The organism is Anaerotruncus colihominis (assembly GCF_010206195.1).
Lineage (GTDB): Bacteria > Bacillota > Clostridia > Oscillospirales > Ruminococcaceae > Anaerotruncus > Anaerotruncus colihominis_A.
In genome coordinates this window covers 53,785-67,654 of record NZ_VIQT01000019.1, presented here as the reverse complement: position 1 = coordinate 67,654, position 13,870 = coordinate 53,785, and the positions used below count along the sequence as shown (strand labels likewise).

Here is a 13,870-nt window from a genome sequence, read left to right as displayed (position 1 = left end):
AAAAATGTTGGGAGCTGCCCCACTGTTCGCGGCGCAGCCGACTAAAGTTTTTTGGCATACCTTTTTTTCAAAAAAGGTATGAAGTTTTTTGGCATACCTTTTTTTCAAAAAAGGTATGAAGTTTTTTGGCATACCTTTTTTCAAAAAAGGTATGAAGTTTTTCGCCGAAGCCTTTTTTCAAAAAGGCTGGAAAAGCTCGAAGGAGGCTTCGATACCGGTGCAGGCGAGCGCCTGGCCGTTTGTATCTGTAAAGCAGGCGAGCTGTACAGCCATGTATGTCCCGGCTGTGAGCGGCTCCTCATAGATGTCGAGCGGGACCTGGAGCGTGACCGTTTCGCCGGCAGGCAGGATCAGCGACTCGTCCGGCTGTGAAACGGCTGTGCGCGGCGTCAGCGGAATAACCTGTCCGTCCTCCAGACGCCGGATATCAAACGCATGTGTGTAAAGCAGACCGCTTTCCGAATTGTTTGTAACAATCAGCTCAATCTGCGTCGTTCCGACCGGATAACGATTGGCGGCGCGCGCGTCAACGCTGCCCTGCGCGCTGGCGCTTTCCGGAAGGGACAACCCGTCTTTCGGCGGGGGAATGTCCGTACCGCCGCCATTCGCACCTGGCAGGCCAATGACCGTTGTGAACCGATCGTTTGCCGCTTCGGGCAAAAACAGCTCCTTTTCCCCGGCTGAAGCGGGTCCGGAGGCTGAAGGAAGGGAACTGGTCGCGCCCGGCGCAGGCGGCTCGCTTTGCCCGGACCTGGACGGGGCGGACGAAACCGCGCCCGCGCCGCCGTTGTGCGCCGCACAGCCGGTAAAAAGAACCGTACAGAGCAGCAGCGCGCCCAAGGCGCGCGGCAGCTTAAACATTGAACCGGAACAGGACGACATCGCCATCCTGCATGACATAGTCTTTGCCCTCCGAACGGACAAGCCCTTTTTCCTTGGCGGCGGCCATCGAACCGCACGCCATCAGCTCGTCAAATGAGACAATTTCAGCGCGGATAAAGCCTTTTTCGAAGTCGGAATGGATCTTGCCCGCGGCCTGCGGCGCTTTGGTTCCTTTTGTGATTGTCCAGGCGCGCACCTCCTGCTTGCCGGCGGTCAGATAGGAGATCAGCCCGAGCAGGTCGTAGCTCTTTTTTATCAAACGGTCAAGTCCCGATTCATGCAGCCCCATTTCCTCGAGAAACAAAAGCTTGTCCTCAGACGACATATCGGTGATCTCTTCCTCGATCCTTGCGCAGATCGGCAGCACCTCGGCGTGCTCGGACGCGGCGATTTCCTCGACTTCTTTGTAGAATTTGTTCGATTCTATACCAGATGTAAAATCAGATTCGCTCATATTTGCGGCATAGATGACCGGCTTGGCCGAAAGAAGGGGCATGTCGTCGAGCGCGGCGCGCTCCTCCCCGTCACAGTCAAAGCTGCGCGCCGGCTTGCCCTCCTCCAGATGCGCCTTGAGGCGGCGCAGCGTGTCCGCCTGTGCGGCGAGCGCCTTATCCCCGCCCTTGGCGGCTTTGAGCGAACGGTCGATCTTGCGGTCGACGATATCAATATCGGAAAAAATAAGCTCAAGCCCGATTGTTTCGATATCGCGGCGCGGGCCGATCTCGCCGTCGACATGGACGATTTCTCCGTCCTCGAAGCAGCGCACGACGTGGACGATCGCATCGACTTCGCGGATATGCGAAAGGAACTTGTTGCCCAATCCCTCGCCCTTGGACGCGCCGCGCACAAGACCTGCGATATCGACAAACTCGATGACAGCGGGCGTGAACTTATCGGGATCGTACAGTTTGGCGAGCGCGTCGAGGCGGCTGTCGGGGACAGCAACCATGCCGACATTTGGCTCAATGGTGCAGAACGGATAGTTTGCGGACTGCGCGCCCGCGTTGGTGATGGCGTTGAACAGGGTGGACTTGCCGACATTGGGCAGCCCGACGATGCCTAATTTCATGGATTTTTACCCTCCAGAGCGCCGGATGGCGTATATTGATGGCGCACTGCGGCTGAAAATAACAGGACGCTATGATTCCCGTGCCGGGGAACAAGCCGAAAACGGTGATTGACGGCCGCGCAGCCGATCCCATTATACACCAAAATCCCCCATGCGGCAAGCATAGGCGCAATTAACGGCGCGTGCATGTCCCGTTCAAAAAATATTCACCAAAAGAGGTGATTTTATTGTATAATCGTGGTAGGATATAAAAAGGAGTTTTGAAGAGCCGCGCTGTGAAGCCGGCTGCTGAAAAAATCAGGAAGGGGCGCCGCTTTTTGGCGCGCGGCCCGGCAACAACGAGGGGGAAGCGCCGTGTCAATCGGAAAAATTCTGGTCTGTGACGACGACCGCAATATTTGTGAGCTGCTGCGCCTTTATCTTGAAAAGGACGGGTATACGGTTTCAATTGCAAACGACGGCGAGGAGGCGCTCACCAAATTTGCCGCTGAAGCGCCGGATCTGATTTTGCTCGACATCATGATGCCCAAGCTTGACGGATGGCAGGTCTGCCGCGAAATCCGCAAAAAATCGGACTGCCCGATCATCATGATTACGGCAAAGGGCGAAACATTCGACAAGGTGCTCGGCCTGGAGCTTGGCTCCGACGATTATGTTGTAAAGCCCTTTGACCCCAAGGAGATTGTCGCTCGCGTCAAGGCGATCATGCGCCGCGCGAGCAAATCCTCGGCGGAAAACGATGTCAAGGAGGTCGCCTATGACAAGCTTGTTGTCAATATGACAAAGTATGAGCTGAAGGTCGATGGCCGCGTCGTCGATACGCCGCCAAAAGAGCTTGAGCTGCTTTATCATCTGGCCAGCAATCCAAACCGCGTCTACACACGCGACCAGCTCCTTGACGAGGTGTGGGGATTCGAGTACTACGGCGACAGCCGCACGGTTGATGTACACATCAAGCGTCTGCGCGAAAAGCTTGAAGGCGTGTCCGACCAATGGACGCTCAAAACGGTTTGGGGCGTCGGATATAAATTTGAAGTGAAGGAATAGGGCTTGCCTGACAGACTGTTCAGACAGCCCAAAATCAGGACGGCGGCCCGATAACGAACCCGGTTCGTTATCGGGCGCTTTCCGAAAAGGCGTCTGACCGCCGGCCGTCCGGAGAGGAAGCGTTCCATGCAGAAAACCTTGTTCAGTAAACATTTTATCACAGTGGCGGCGATCATCCTGCTCAGCATCACAATTCTGGGCGCGGTGCTGCTTGCGTTTGCGACGCAGTATTTTAAGCAGGACCGCTTTCGCCTGCTGGAACACAATGCGCAGCAGGCGGCGGAGCTGACTTATTCCGATTTTCGTGAGAACCGGTACCAGGGGGTCACGGTGGCCAAGGTGCTGCCGCGATACCGCATCGTTGCCGATGCGATCGAGGCGGACGTCTATCTCGTGGGGATCGACGGTTCGATCAAGATGCTGACCAGCGGAACAGGCGGCGGTTACAACGATATCATCATCCCCCAAAAGATCATTGAAGCGGCTGTTTCCAAGGGCGAGTATCAGGAACTTGGAAGGATGGGCGGCCTGTACGATGAAAGGCATTACACTGTGGGCATTCCCGTTTCAACAGAGGAGGGCGTCCCGGCGGCTGTGATCTTCGCGTCCGCCCCGGCCGGCACGCTGATGGTGTTTTTATCGGAAATCCTCAAGATGTTTGTCGTAAGCTCCCTGGCTGTCCTGATTCTCGCATTTGCGGCCGTTTATTTTATCACGGCCGATCTGGTGCGGCCCCTGCGCAAAATGGTCGCGGCCACGCAGGCGTTTTCAAAGGGCGATTTCACCGCGCGCGTTCCTGTGGAGAGCTACGATGAGATCGGGAAGCTGGCGATTTCGTTTAACAATATGGCGACCTCCCTGGCAACCACGGAGGTGACGCGCCGGTCGTTTACGGCCAATGTCTCACACGAGCTGCGCACGCCGATGACCACGATCGCCGGCTTTATCGACGGAATTCTCGACGGGACCATACCGCCCGAAAAGCGCGACGATTACCTGCACATCGTCTCCGACGAGGTCAAGCGCCTTTCGCGGCTTGTGCGCTCGATGCTCAATATTGCGCGCATTGAAGCGGGGGAACTACAGATCAAGCCTGATCTGTTTGATGTCAATGAGACGGTCATCCGCACGGTGTTTACCTTTGAAAAGCCGCTTGAGGAGAAGGGCATCGAGGTGCGCGGCCTGGATAACGGCAAGGTCATGGTCGAGGCCGACCCGGATCTCATCCACCAGGTGGTCTATAACCTGATCGAAAACGCCGTCAAGTTCTGCAACGGGCACGGCTATATCGAGGTCAGCTACCGCGACGACGATGCGTATACCTATGTGGGCATTAAAAACAGCGGCGACGGAATCGCCAAAGATGAGATCCCGCATATTTTCGACCGGTTTTACAAAACGGATAAATCGCGCAGCCGCGAAAAGGGCGGCGCGGGGCTTGGGCTTCATATTGTGCGTTCCATTGTCAATCTGCACGGCGGCGATATCGTTGTGCGTTCTGTCGAAGGGGAATATTGTGAATTTGTTTTTTCGATTCCAAAGCCGCAGAAAGGAAAAAAGGCGCAGCCGGCGATCGTTGCCGGCGGCGGAAAAATGTAAAAGCTTAGAACCTGTATTCACAATCACTTCAACGGATTTCAGCAATCTTTTCAAACCGCGTCTATTTTATCTTAACAATTTTCCGGTATACTAACGTCAGAAAACAAAGCGATTCATCAAAAATAATCCGGAAAGGTCTGACGATCTATGAATGATAATTATGATCAAAATCAAAACGCGCCGGACGAGCAAAACCGGCAGGACAATGGCGCGCGCGATGTAAACGGCGGGCATGTCTGGAATGTGCCGCCGCAGGAGGGCTCCGGCGATTACCGTCCGCCTTACTACTCCGATGCGGGCGGGCAGTCCCCGCGCGCGCCTTTACCGCCGCAGCAGTATTCGGCCAGCGACGGCTGGCAGAGCCGCGACGGACGCGACGCGCATGGAAAGACGCCGTATCAGTGGAATTTTTCAGAATATGAACAGGCGGCGGGCGCCGCGAAACCAAAGCGCCGCCGCGGTTTGATGGTGTTCGGCGTCATCCTGGGTTCCGTGCTGGTCATTTCGCTTGTTTCCTTTGCCGGGATCGGTATTTACAGCACCCTGAGCCGGGCTTCCGCGCCGCCCGCACCGTCGGCGGAGGGGCCGACGCTCCAGGTACCGGCGGACAACCTGCCCGGCATTACAATTCAGAATAAGCCCGAGACCGTTGAGGAGACGCTCCCGGACGGCAAGCTGACGAGCGAGCAGATTATTGAAAAGGTTTCGCCTTCCGTTGTAGCGATCACCACATACGTCAATTATCAGAATTATCAGGCGGAAGGCATGGGCAGCGGCATCATCATCCGTGAGGACGGATACATTGTGACGAACGCCCATGTGATTGAAGGCGCCAAGGGCATTACCGTACAGCTAAGCGACGGAACGTCGTATGAGGGCCGCGTTGTCGGCAGCGACACGCAGACGGACCTGGCTGTCGTTAAAATCGGCGCGGCTGGCCTGCCCGCCGCGGTGTTCGGCAATTCCGGCCAGGTGAAGATGGGCGAAAAGGTCCTTGCGATCGGCAATCCGCAGTCGATGGCGTTTGCCGGCAGCGCGACGCAGGGCATTGTTTCGGGACTCAACCGCGAGGTGACTGCCGGCGGCCAGAACGGCACGGCCGTCACACATTATACGGATCTGATTCAGACGGACGCGGCGATCAATCCCGGCAACTCCGGCGGCGCGCTCGTCAATGAATACGGCCAGGTCATCGGTATCAACTCCGCCAAGGTCGCCGCGACCGGCGCGGAGGGCATGGGCTTTGCGATTCCGTCCAACCAGGCCAAGGAGATCGTCGACGATCTGATCGCCTATGGCCGAGTGACCGGCCGTGTGCGTCTGGGCATCTATGCGGTCGAAGTTGACGAGGTGCTTGCGCGCCTCAACCATGTGCCCACCGGACTGCTGGTCCAGTCGACCGAGGAAGGCTCCGATATCTCCAGCAGGGGCGTCGTGCCCGGCGACATCATTACCAAGGTCGACGGTACGGAAATTGCCGGAACCAGCGATTTGTCGGAGGTGATCAAGGACAAAAAGCCCGGCGATACAGTTGAACTTGAGGTCTATCGTCCGAGCCAGCGTCCGAATGGTGAAGGCCGTTTCTTTAACATCACAGTCGCACTGATGGAGGATATGGGCGATACCGCTGCGCAGCAGCCTCAGACGCAGCAGGTTCCGCAGCAGGAACAGCAGCCGTCTGAGGATCAATATTATAACGATATGGAAGACTTTTTCAACCGCTTTTTCGGCTGATATCCTCCCCCTGCATAGGGCTGGTCCCGCGCCGTGTGCGGCGTGGGACCGGCCCTTGTCCGTTCGCCGGCGGATGCCTTTAAAATCTGAAAAAACAGCCGCGAAATCATAATTTGTTTACAATTTTGGTGTATACTGTATCTATGGAAATGGCCGCGGCCGCACGCCGCAAAAATTGCAACGCTTTAAAGGAGACCGCTATGAAACAGCAGCAGCCGTCCGTTTATCATACGCTTGTTCTTGTGACCGATCAGTTCGCGTGCGAACGCATCATCAAAGCCGCGCGCGTGATCGCAGATTTGTCAAAAACAAACCTTCTTGTGCTCAGCGTGATGCGGGATGGCGTCTGTACAAATCCGGCCGCGCTGGAGCATTTGTTCGGCGTCGCCAAGGAATACGGCGCGCAGATGACCGTCGAATTTTCTGACAATCCGCAGAGCGCCATCACGCATTTTATCCGCGACAACAAGGTGATCAACGCGATTACAGGTATGCCGAACGATGAGAAATCGATTCTTGTCCGGATGTGGAAAACCCTGCGCAACGTTACATTTTTTACTGTTACGGAAAAAGGCGAGCTGCATGAGGTCGCCGGCCGGGAATACCACAAAGATATTGTGAATACGATCGTATGAACCTTCAAAAGATTGGGGTGCGCATATGAATATTACGGTTAAACAGATTGAATATAGAAGCTCCGCCGCCGGCAACACGATTTTTGGTTGGATTTATATCCCGGCGGAGCCGGCGCGCGCCGCCGTTCAGATCGTACACGGCATGTCGGAGCATATGGAGCGTTACCATGATCTGATGCGTTTTTTGGCGCAGAACGGTTATGTCGCATGCGGAATCGATCAGCTTGGGCATGGCCGATCCGCGCCGGATGACGAGCATTTGGGCTTTTTCGCCGAACAGGACGGCTGGAAACGCTTGATCGATGATCAGCACAAATTCGCGCGGATTGTCCGGTCGGAGGCGCCCGGCCTGCGCACGGTGCTGCTTGGGCACAGCATGGGCTCGTTTGTTTCGCGCGTCTACGCCTCCAAATATTCGCAACAGATCGAGGGGCTTGTACTTTGCGGCACAGGGCGCGGAGATCCGCGCCTTGGATTTGCGCTGGCGGCAGCACGCCACTCAATCCGCAAAAATGGTCCGCTTTACCGCGACCGCGGTCTGCATAAGCTGGTATTCGGCCATTACAACGACCGGTTTCAGCCGGTGCGCACCGGCGGGGAATGGCTCTCGCGCGATGAAGCCGCCGTTATGCGTTATTCCGATGACGCCCGCTGCGGATTTACGTTTACAGCTGCCGGTTTTCACGACCTGTTTATGCTGGTGCGCGAAAGCAATTCGGCCGCTTGCTTCGAAAGCGTGCGCAAGGATCTGCCGGTTTTGATCCTGTCCGGCTCTATGGACCCGGTCGGTGAGTTTGGAAAAGGGCCGCAGACAGTCTGCCGCCGGTACCGCAGAGCGGGGCTGGATCATGTTCAGATCACGCTCTATGAAGGGGCGCGGCACGAGATCCTCGGGGAACTCAACCGCGGCCAGGTCTGGAACGACCTACTCGCCTGGCTCCCGCTTTTTTGAAAAAAAGCTTGGCAAAAAACTTTAGTCGGCTGCGCCGCGAACAGTGGGGCAGGTCCCGGTGTTTTTACAGGCTGCGCCGCGAACAGTGGGGCAGGCGCTTCGTAATCAATTTTTACGCCGCGGCGATCAAAAGTTTTCGCCCGCCTTTTTTAAAAGGCGGCGGGTGAGAAAAAAGGCAAGGCCCCTCGCGGGTCTTGCCTTTTTTTGAGGGCGGAGCCCTTTTCCCGGGCCGCAGCCCTCATAAAAGCGCGGCCCGCAGGCCGCAAGACGCCTGTTCAGGGGCAGGGCTTTGAGTCCGCAAAATCCATGACGGACGCCGTGCGGCGGGCATGGATTTTGCAAACGCGTGCCTGCCGGGAAGGCCCTGCCCCACCCTCCATATACCGCCGCCCTTAGAGCGGCCGCGTCTCTTTTTTGGAAAGCTGTTCGGTCAGCTCGGCAAAAAACAGAAACAGGAAACACACAGCGGCCATCATGATCAGCGGAAGGGCGACGCCAACGAGCGAATAGAACAAAGACACCTCCAGGGAGGCGGCGTTTTGAAACTGCTGGCCTGCGTCAAGCAGCATCTGCATTTGCTGCTTTTGATTGAAATAGCTTTGGAAGGTCAAAAGCACCTGGCAGAGCAGGTAGAAAAATGTGAGCACAAGTCCGGCGATATGAACGCGGTAAAGCGTGCGCGCGGTGCGGTTTTCATAACGGGCGCGGCGCGGCGGCAGGTCCAGTTCGTCGGAGGGAAGCGCCCTTGTAAGCAACCCGCCGCCTTGCTCCTGCGGGTTTTGATCCGCCTCTGCAGATGTGGCGGACTGTGCGTCCGCGGAAGTTTCCTGGGTCGTGTCTTTTTCAAGTTCTGGCATCAGGCGTTGTCCTCCTTTGTTTCATAAAGTCCGGTTGAGAGATAGCGTTCGCCGCCGTCCGGACAAAGCGCGACGATCAGTTTCCCGGCGTTTTCGGGCCGCTGTGCCAGCCGTCGTGCGGCAGCGATGGCCGCGCCCGAGCTGACGCCGACAAGCAGGCCGCTGTCTTTGGCGGCGCGGCGGCTGGCTTCAATGGCGTCCTGTGTCGCAACGGTGACGATCTCGTCAATCACGCAACGGTCGAGGTTTTTTGGCACGAAGTTGGCTCCGATCCCCTGGATTCCATGTTTGCCTGCATACCCTTCAGTGACAAGCGGCGATTCAGCCGGCTCAACGCCAATGATGCGGATGGCCGGATTGGCCGCTTTCAGCGCGCGCCCAACGCCGGAGATGGTGCCGCCGGTGCCAAAGGACGCGACAAACAGATCGACGCGGCCGTCCGTATCGCGCAGAATTTCGCGGGCGGTGACCGCCTCGTGAATAGCGGGATTGGCCGGGTTTTCAAATTGGCGCGGCATAAACGCGCCGGGATGCGCCGCAGCGATCTCCTCGGCTTTTTTGACAGCGCCGGCCATCCCCTCGGCGCCGCTTGTCAAAATAAGCTCGGCGCCAAGCGCGGCGAGCAGCATTCTGCGCTCAGTGCTCATGGTTTCAGGCATGGTCAGCACAAGACGGTATCCGCGCGCAGCGCAGACAAACGCCAGCCCGATGCCGGTATTGCCGGATGTCGGCTCGACGACGAGCGCGCCGGGCGAGAGCGCGCCGCGCTTTTCAGCGTCGGCGATCATTGCGAAAGCGGCGCGGTCCTTGACTGAGCCGAGGGGGTTGAAGTATTCCAGCTTGACGGCGACGCGCGCGCTTTGTTCACCGCTTAAGTACATCAACGGCGTGTCGCCGATGAGCTGCGTCAGATTATCCTTGATGTTCATGAGGTTCCCTTCTTTCTCCGGCAGCGCGCCGGCTGGTATGTGGGGGATTCCTTTTTATATTATACACCCGTGCGTCGTCGAATCTTGAACAAAAAGAAAATATTTTGTCATGTAAAGAAAAACGCCTTGACATCCGCTGGCACTCCCTGTATAATACACAAAAGGGAAATGTGTAAAGCCATGCGCTTTACAGAAAGGAGCAGGATCGTGGCGAAGAATCTGGAAATTTCCATATTGCTTGATTTTTACGGCGAAATGCTGACGGAAAAGCAGCGGGATGTCGTGGAACTGTATTACAATGAAGACCTCTCGCTTTCAGAGATCGCGGCGCACAGCCAAATTACCCGTCAGGGCGTGCGTGATTCCATCAAGCGCGCCGAGGGAGTCCTGCTCGATCTGGAGGGGCGTCTCGGCCTGGCCAAACGGTTCCACCGCATCCAGGAGGGGTTGGATATGATTATCCGCGATGCGCGCGATATCCGCAATTACAACGACCGGTTCGGTACATTCCGCGAAATCACAGATAAAGCAAACGAGATCATCGAAATCGCAAGCACGATCAACGACTGATCCCGATTGGTCGATCGGTTCCAGGTCAAAAGGGGGTGGCGCAGTGGCGTTTGAAGGGTTGTCCGGCAAGCTGTCGGCGGTCTTTAAAAAGATGCGCAACAAGGGTAAGCTCAAAGAAAGCGATATCAAGGAAGCGATGCGCGAGGTGCGCCTCGCGCTTTTGGAGGCCGATGTCAACTATAAGGTCGCAAAGGACTTTGTCGCCGCCGTTACGGAAAAAGCGGTCGGGGACGAGGTGCTTGAGAGCCTTACGCCGGCGCAGATGGTCGTCAAGATTGTCAACGATGAGCTGACAAAGCTGATGGGCGAGACAGGTGCGCGCCTGAGTTTTTCGAGCAAGCCGCCGACCGTCGTGATGATGTGCGGTTTGCAGGGTTCCGGTAAAACGACGCATTCAGCCAAGCTGGCGCTGCATTTTTGCGAACAGGGCAAACGCCCGCTGCTTGTCGCGTGCGATGTGTACCGCCCGGCCGCTATCGAGCAGCTCAAGGTTGTCGGCGAAAAAGCCGGCGTCCCGGTGTTCGATATGGGGCAGGGCGATCCAGTTGAGATCGCGCGGCGCGCGGTCATACATGCTAAGGATCATGGCAACGACCTTGTGATCCTCGATACAGCCGGCCGCCTGCATATCGACGAGGCGCTCATGGACGAGCTGAAACGGATTCGCGGCGAAGTGTCGCCGCAGGAGATCCTGCTCGTCGTTGACGCAATGGTCGGTCAGGATGCGGTCAATGTGGCCTCGGCGTTTGACGAGGCGCTCGGCATCAGCGGCGTGATCCTCACAAAGCTTGACGGCGATACGCGCGGCGGCGCGGCGCTCTCCGTGCGTGCCGTGACAGGCAAGCCTGTCAAATTCGTGGGCACGGGCGAAAAGCTCGGCGACCTCGAGCCGTTTTATCCCGACCGTATGGCTTCGCGTATCCTCGGCATGGGCGACGTACTGACGCTGATCGAAAAGGCCCAGAGTGATTTCGACGCGAAGCAGGCCGCCGAAATGGCGCAGAAGATGCGCCAGAACACCTTTAATTTCAACGACATGCTCGCGCAGATGCAGCAGCTTAAAAAGATGGGACCGCTGTCGAGCGTGATCAATATGCTGCCGGGCGTCGCCGGTAAACTGGACGACGAGCAGGCGGAGCAGGGCGAGCGCGAGCTGCGCCGCACGGAAGCGATCATCCAGTCGATGACGCCTGCGGAGCGCGAAAAGCCCTCGCTCATCAACCCCGCGCGCAAGCGGCGCATTGCGGCCGGCAGCGGCACGCGCGTCGAGGACGTCAACCGCCTGCTGCGCCAGAACGAACAGATGCAAAAGCTGTTCCGGCAGGTGTCGGGCGGAGGCAAAAAGGGTAAGCGCCGGCGTATGCCGTTTGGCGGGATACCCCCGGGCATGGGCGGCGGTATGCCGCCGGGAATGCCGTTTTAAAAGGTTCGCTGGTTTTCCGGCTTGCCGATAGAGCTTTGTCAATAATCATAGGAGGTGACATAAATGGCTGTTAAAATCAGACTGAGAAGGATGGGCGCCAAGAAAGCCCCGTTCTACCGCATTGTTGTCGCGGATTCCCGTTATCCGAGGGACGGCAGGTTCATCGAGGAGATTGGTACGTATGACCCGACGAAGGACCCCTCCGTCATCAAGGTCGACGCTGAAAAGGCGAAAAAATGGCTCTCCAACGGCGCGCAGCCCACGGACACGGTCAAGGCGCTGCTGAAGATCGAAGGCGTGCTCTGATGCGCGTGGAGGTGATCCGTTTTGGATAAGCTGATTGTCACGATCGCGCGGGGACTTGTCGAGGACAAGGACGCCGTCAGCGTCACCGTGGACGAGCCGAACGAGGAAGGACTGGTTGTTTACCACCTTCACGTCGCCCCCGACGATATGGGACGCGTGATCGGCAAGCAGGGGCGCATTGCCAAGGCGATTCGCACTGTTGTCCGTGCTGCGGCGAACAGGGCCGACCAGAAGGTCGCCGTTGAGATCGACTGAAAAAAGAGGGGCTGCGCCCCTCTTTTTTGCTATGGAGACAACCCATCCGCGGGATGGACGAGCAGAAGGAGCAAGCATGAAGAAACAGTATTTGGAATCGGGTAAGATCGTCACGACGCACGGTGTGCGCGGTGAGGTGCGCGTGCAGCCTTGGTGCGATACGCCTGATTTCCTCACACAGTTTGAGCGCCTTTATCTGGATGCGCGCGGCAGCCAGGCGCGCGTGGTGGAGCGCGCGCGCGTGCATAAGAATATTGTCATTGTCAAGTTTGAGGGCGTCGAAAACGTGGAGGACGCGGCGGGCCTGCGCGGGAAAACCGTCTATATCGACCGCGCGGACGTTGAGCTGGAAGAAGGGGAGTGCTTTGTGCAGGACCTGATCGGCTGCACTGTGCGCGATGCGGATACAGGGGCGGATTACGGGCAGGTATACGATGTGCGCGCCACCGGCGCCAACGATGTCTACTATCTGCGGGACGCAGCGGGCCGCGAGCGCCTTGTCCCGGCGATTGCGGACGTGGTGCTCGCAAAGGATCTCGACGCCGGCGTGATCACGATCCGTCCGCTGGAGGGGCTGTTTGATGATTAAGATTGATTTGGCGACGCTGTTCCCGGCGATGTGCGAAACGGTGCTGTCGGAAAGTATTATCGGCCGCGCGCGCAAGGCGGGGCGTCTTGATATCCGGTGCTTTCATATCCGCGATTATACCGTGGACCGTCACCGAAATGTCGATGATACGCCCTATGGCCCGGGCAAGGGGATGCTGATGCAGGCCGATCCGATGTACCGCACCTGGGCCGCGGCCTGCGAAGCGCGCGGCGGCAGGCCGCATGTGATCTACATGTCGCCGCAGGGCCGGACGCTGACGCAGCAGCGCGCACGGGAGCTTTCGCAGATGGAGCATTTGTATATCATGTGCGGACATTATGAGGGCGTCGATCAGCGTGTGCTCGACGAGATTGTCGACGAGGAAATCTCCATTGGCGATTATGTGCTGACCGGCGGCGAGCTTGGCGCGCTTGTGCTGATCGACTGTGTGGCGCGGCTTTGTCCGGGCGTGCTCGCGGATGAAAGCTGTTACGAGCAGGAAAGCCATTGGGACGGGCTGCTGGAATATCCGCAGTATACAAAGCCCGCCGTATGGCACGGCGTGGCCGTGCCGGAGATTGTGACGAACGGAAACCATGCGGCAATCGCGCGGTGGAGGCGCGAGCAGTCGCTCAAGACGACGTATGAAAAGCGTCCGGAGCTTCTGCGCGCCGCGCCGCTTACTGAAAAGGACAAGTGGTATCTGCGTACAATCGGCTGGACCGATGAGCAGGATGGTGGCAACCAGGGGGATTGAACCGCCTTTACCCTTATTTCGACAGGATGCTCCGGTTATGTTGCTATAATTGTTGAAAACTTTATGGGTAAGTTGCACAATCACCCCTTGGCTGCTGCCAGAGTATCTGGAAAAGCAACAGAAAATATGGCTGGGACAAGAAAGAAAAGCAAAAATTGTTGACGCTTTCCTGCAATCCGCTTATAATAATACTAACACACGCCAATTAGATCAGTTTGGAGCTGACTCCTGGACAAATCCAAGCGCCGACCGGCAGATGGTTTTGT

Annotated in this window: 15 protein-coding genes; 11 read left to right on the top strand and 4 right to left on the bottom strand. The window is 57.3% G+C overall.

Annotated elements, in window-relative coordinates; all coding sequences use genetic code 11:
* Nucleotides 1-177 precede the first annotated feature (177 nt).
* On the bottom strand, nucleotides 178-900 hold the full coding sequence (locus FMM72_RS13270; protein ID WP_162221689.1) for an immunoglobulin-like domain-containing protein: 723 nt from the start codon (nucleotides 898-900) through the stop codon (nucleotides 178-180).
* A complete protein-coding gene (ychF, locus tag FMM72_RS13265) occupies nucleotides 854-1,951 on the bottom strand; it encodes a redox-regulated ATPase YchF (RefSeq protein WP_162221688.1) in 1,098 nt (365 codons plus the stop codon). The genes FMM72_RS13270 and ychF overlap by 47 nt, the downstream gene beginning before the upstream one ends.
* A 354-nt stretch (nucleotides 1,952-2,305) precedes the next feature.
* On the opposite strand from ychF, the gene FMM72_RS13260 reads away from it, so the two are divergent.
* The 5 genes from FMM72_RS13260 (at nucleotide 2,306) to FMM72_RS13240 (ending at nucleotide 7,918) form a co-directional block, all read left to right on the top strand.
* Nucleotides 2,306-2,998 (top strand): response regulator transcription factor, encoded by a 693-nt coding sequence (locus FMM72_RS13260; protein ID WP_160208841.1) that lies wholly within the window; start codon nucleotides 2,306-2,308, stop codon nucleotides 2,996-2,998.
* Nucleotides 2,999-3,124: 126 nt separating this feature from the next.
* Nucleotides 3,125-4,597, top strand: a complete 1,473-nt coding sequence (locus tag FMM72_RS13255; RefSeq protein WP_160208842.1) for a sensor histidine kinase — start codon at nucleotides 3,125-3,127, stop codon at nucleotides 4,595-4,597.
* 147 nt (nucleotides 4,598-4,744) lie between these two features.
* Entirely contained in the window at nucleotides 4,745-6,331 is a 1,587-nt protein-coding gene (locus FMM72_RS13250; protein ID WP_162221687.1) for a S1C family serine protease, read from the top strand.
* Between the two features lie 200 nt (nucleotides 6,332-6,531).
* A complete protein-coding gene (locus tag FMM72_RS13245; RefSeq protein ID WP_160208844.1) occupies nucleotides 6,532-6,966 on the top strand; it encodes a hypothetical protein in 435 nt (144 codons plus the stop codon).
* Between the two features lie 25 nt (nucleotides 6,967-6,991).
* The gene (locus tag FMM72_RS13240; protein ID WP_162221686.1) at nucleotides 6,992-7,918 is read left to right on the top strand and encodes an alpha/beta fold hydrolase; all 927 of its coding nucleotides are present in this window, start codon (nucleotides 6,992-6,994) and stop codon (nucleotides 7,916-7,918) included.
* A gap of 392 nt (nucleotides 7,919-8,310) precedes the next feature.
* Here FMM72_RS13240 and FMM72_RS13235 read toward each other — a convergent pair whose 3' ends face one another.
* Both FMM72_RS13235 and cysK read right to left on the bottom strand, forming a co-directional pair.
* Entirely contained in the window at nucleotides 8,311-8,775 is a 465-nt protein-coding gene (locus tag FMM72_RS13235; RefSeq protein ID WP_160208846.1) for a hypothetical protein, read from the bottom strand.
* Complete coding sequence (gene cysK, locus FMM72_RS13230; protein ID WP_160208847.1) at nucleotides 8,775-9,704, bottom strand: cysteine synthase A; 930 nt, start codon at nucleotides 9,702-9,704, stop codon at nucleotides 8,775-8,777. Before cysK ends, FMM72_RS13235 begins: the two co-directional genes overlap by 1 nt.
* 207 nt (nucleotides 9,705-9,911) lie before the next feature.
* Between cysK and ylxM the strand changes: the two genes are divergently transcribed.
* The 6 genes from ylxM (at nucleotide 9,912) to trmD (ending at nucleotide 13,604) form a co-directional block, all read left to right on the top strand.
* Nucleotides 9,912-10,274: a YlxM family DNA-binding protein gene (gene ylxM, locus FMM72_RS13225; protein ID WP_162221685.1), complete on the top strand. Its 363-nt coding sequence runs from the start codon at nucleotides 9,912-9,914 to the stop codon at nucleotides 10,272-10,274.
* A gap of 43 nt (nucleotides 10,275-10,317) precedes the next feature.
* Entirely contained in the window at nucleotides 10,318-11,697 is a 1,380-nt protein-coding gene (ffh, locus tag FMM72_RS13220; RefSeq protein ID WP_160208849.1) for a signal recognition particle protein, read from the top strand.
* Between the two features lie 63 nt (nucleotides 11,698-11,760).
* Complete coding sequence (gene rpsP / locus FMM72_RS13215) at nucleotides 11,761-12,003, top strand: 30S ribosomal protein S16 (RefSeq protein ID WP_006873857.1); 243 nt, start codon at nucleotides 11,761-11,763, stop codon at nucleotides 12,001-12,003.
* 21 nt (nucleotides 12,004-12,024) lie between these two features.
* Nucleotides 12,025-12,258, top strand: a complete 234-nt coding sequence (locus tag FMM72_RS13210; RefSeq protein WP_160208850.1) for a KH domain-containing protein — start codon at nucleotides 12,025-12,027, stop codon at nucleotides 12,256-12,258.
* A 76-nt stretch (nucleotides 12,259-12,334) separates the two neighbouring features.
* Nucleotides 12,335-12,847 (top strand): ribosome maturation factor RimM, encoded by a 513-nt coding sequence (gene rimM / locus FMM72_RS13205; protein WP_162221684.1) that lies wholly within the window; start codon nucleotides 12,335-12,337, stop codon nucleotides 12,845-12,847.
* Complete coding sequence (gene trmD, locus FMM72_RS13200) at nucleotides 12,843-13,604, top strand: tRNA (guanosine(37)-N1)-methyltransferase TrmD (RefSeq protein WP_257431472.1); 762 nt, start codon at nucleotides 12,843-12,845, stop codon at nucleotides 13,602-13,604. Before rimM ends, trmD begins: the two co-directional genes overlap by 5 nt.
* The last annotated feature ends 266 nt before the right edge of the window (nucleotides 13,605-13,870 follow it).

Excerpts from the sequence above, each read along its gene's own strand:
- FMM72_RS13235 (WP_160208846.1), bottom strand. The coding sequence starts at position 8,775 with ATGCCAGAACTTGAAAAAGACACGACCCAGGAAACTTCCGCGGACGCA.
- ychF (WP_162221688.1), bottom strand. The coding sequence starts at position 1,951 with ATGAAATTAGGCATCGTCGGGCTGCCCAATGTCGGCAAGTCCACCCTG.
- FMM72_RS13270 (WP_162221689.1), bottom strand. The coding sequence starts at position 900 with ATGTCATGCAGGATGGCGATGTCGTCCTGTTCCGGTTCAATGTTTAAG.
- FMM72_RS13255 (WP_160208842.1), top strand. The coding sequence starts at position 3,125 with ATGCAGAAAACCTTGTTCAGTAAACATTTTATCACAGTGGCGGCGATC.
- FMM72_RS13250 (WP_162221687.1), top strand. The coding sequence starts at position 4,745 with ATGAATGATAATTATGATCAAAATCAAAACGCGCCGGACGAGCAAAAC.
- FMM72_RS13245 (WP_160208844.1), top strand. The coding sequence starts at position 6,532 with ATGAAACAGCAGCAGCCGTCCGTTTATCATACGCTTGTTCTTGTGACC.
- rimM (WP_162221684.1), top strand. The coding sequence starts at position 12,335 with ATGAAGAAACAGTATTTGGAATCGGGTAAGATCGTCACGACGCACGGT.
- cysK (WP_160208847.1), bottom strand. The coding sequence starts at position 9,704 with ATGAACATCAAGGATAATCTGACGCAGCTCATCGGCGACACGCCGTTG.
- rpsP (WP_006873857.1), top strand. The coding sequence starts at position 11,761 with ATGGCTGTTAAAATCAGACTGAGAAGGATGGGCGCCAAGAAAGCCCCG.
- FMM72_RS13240 (WP_162221686.1), top strand. The coding sequence starts at position 6,992 with ATGAATATTACGGTTAAACAGATTGAATATAGAAGCTCCGCCGCCGGC.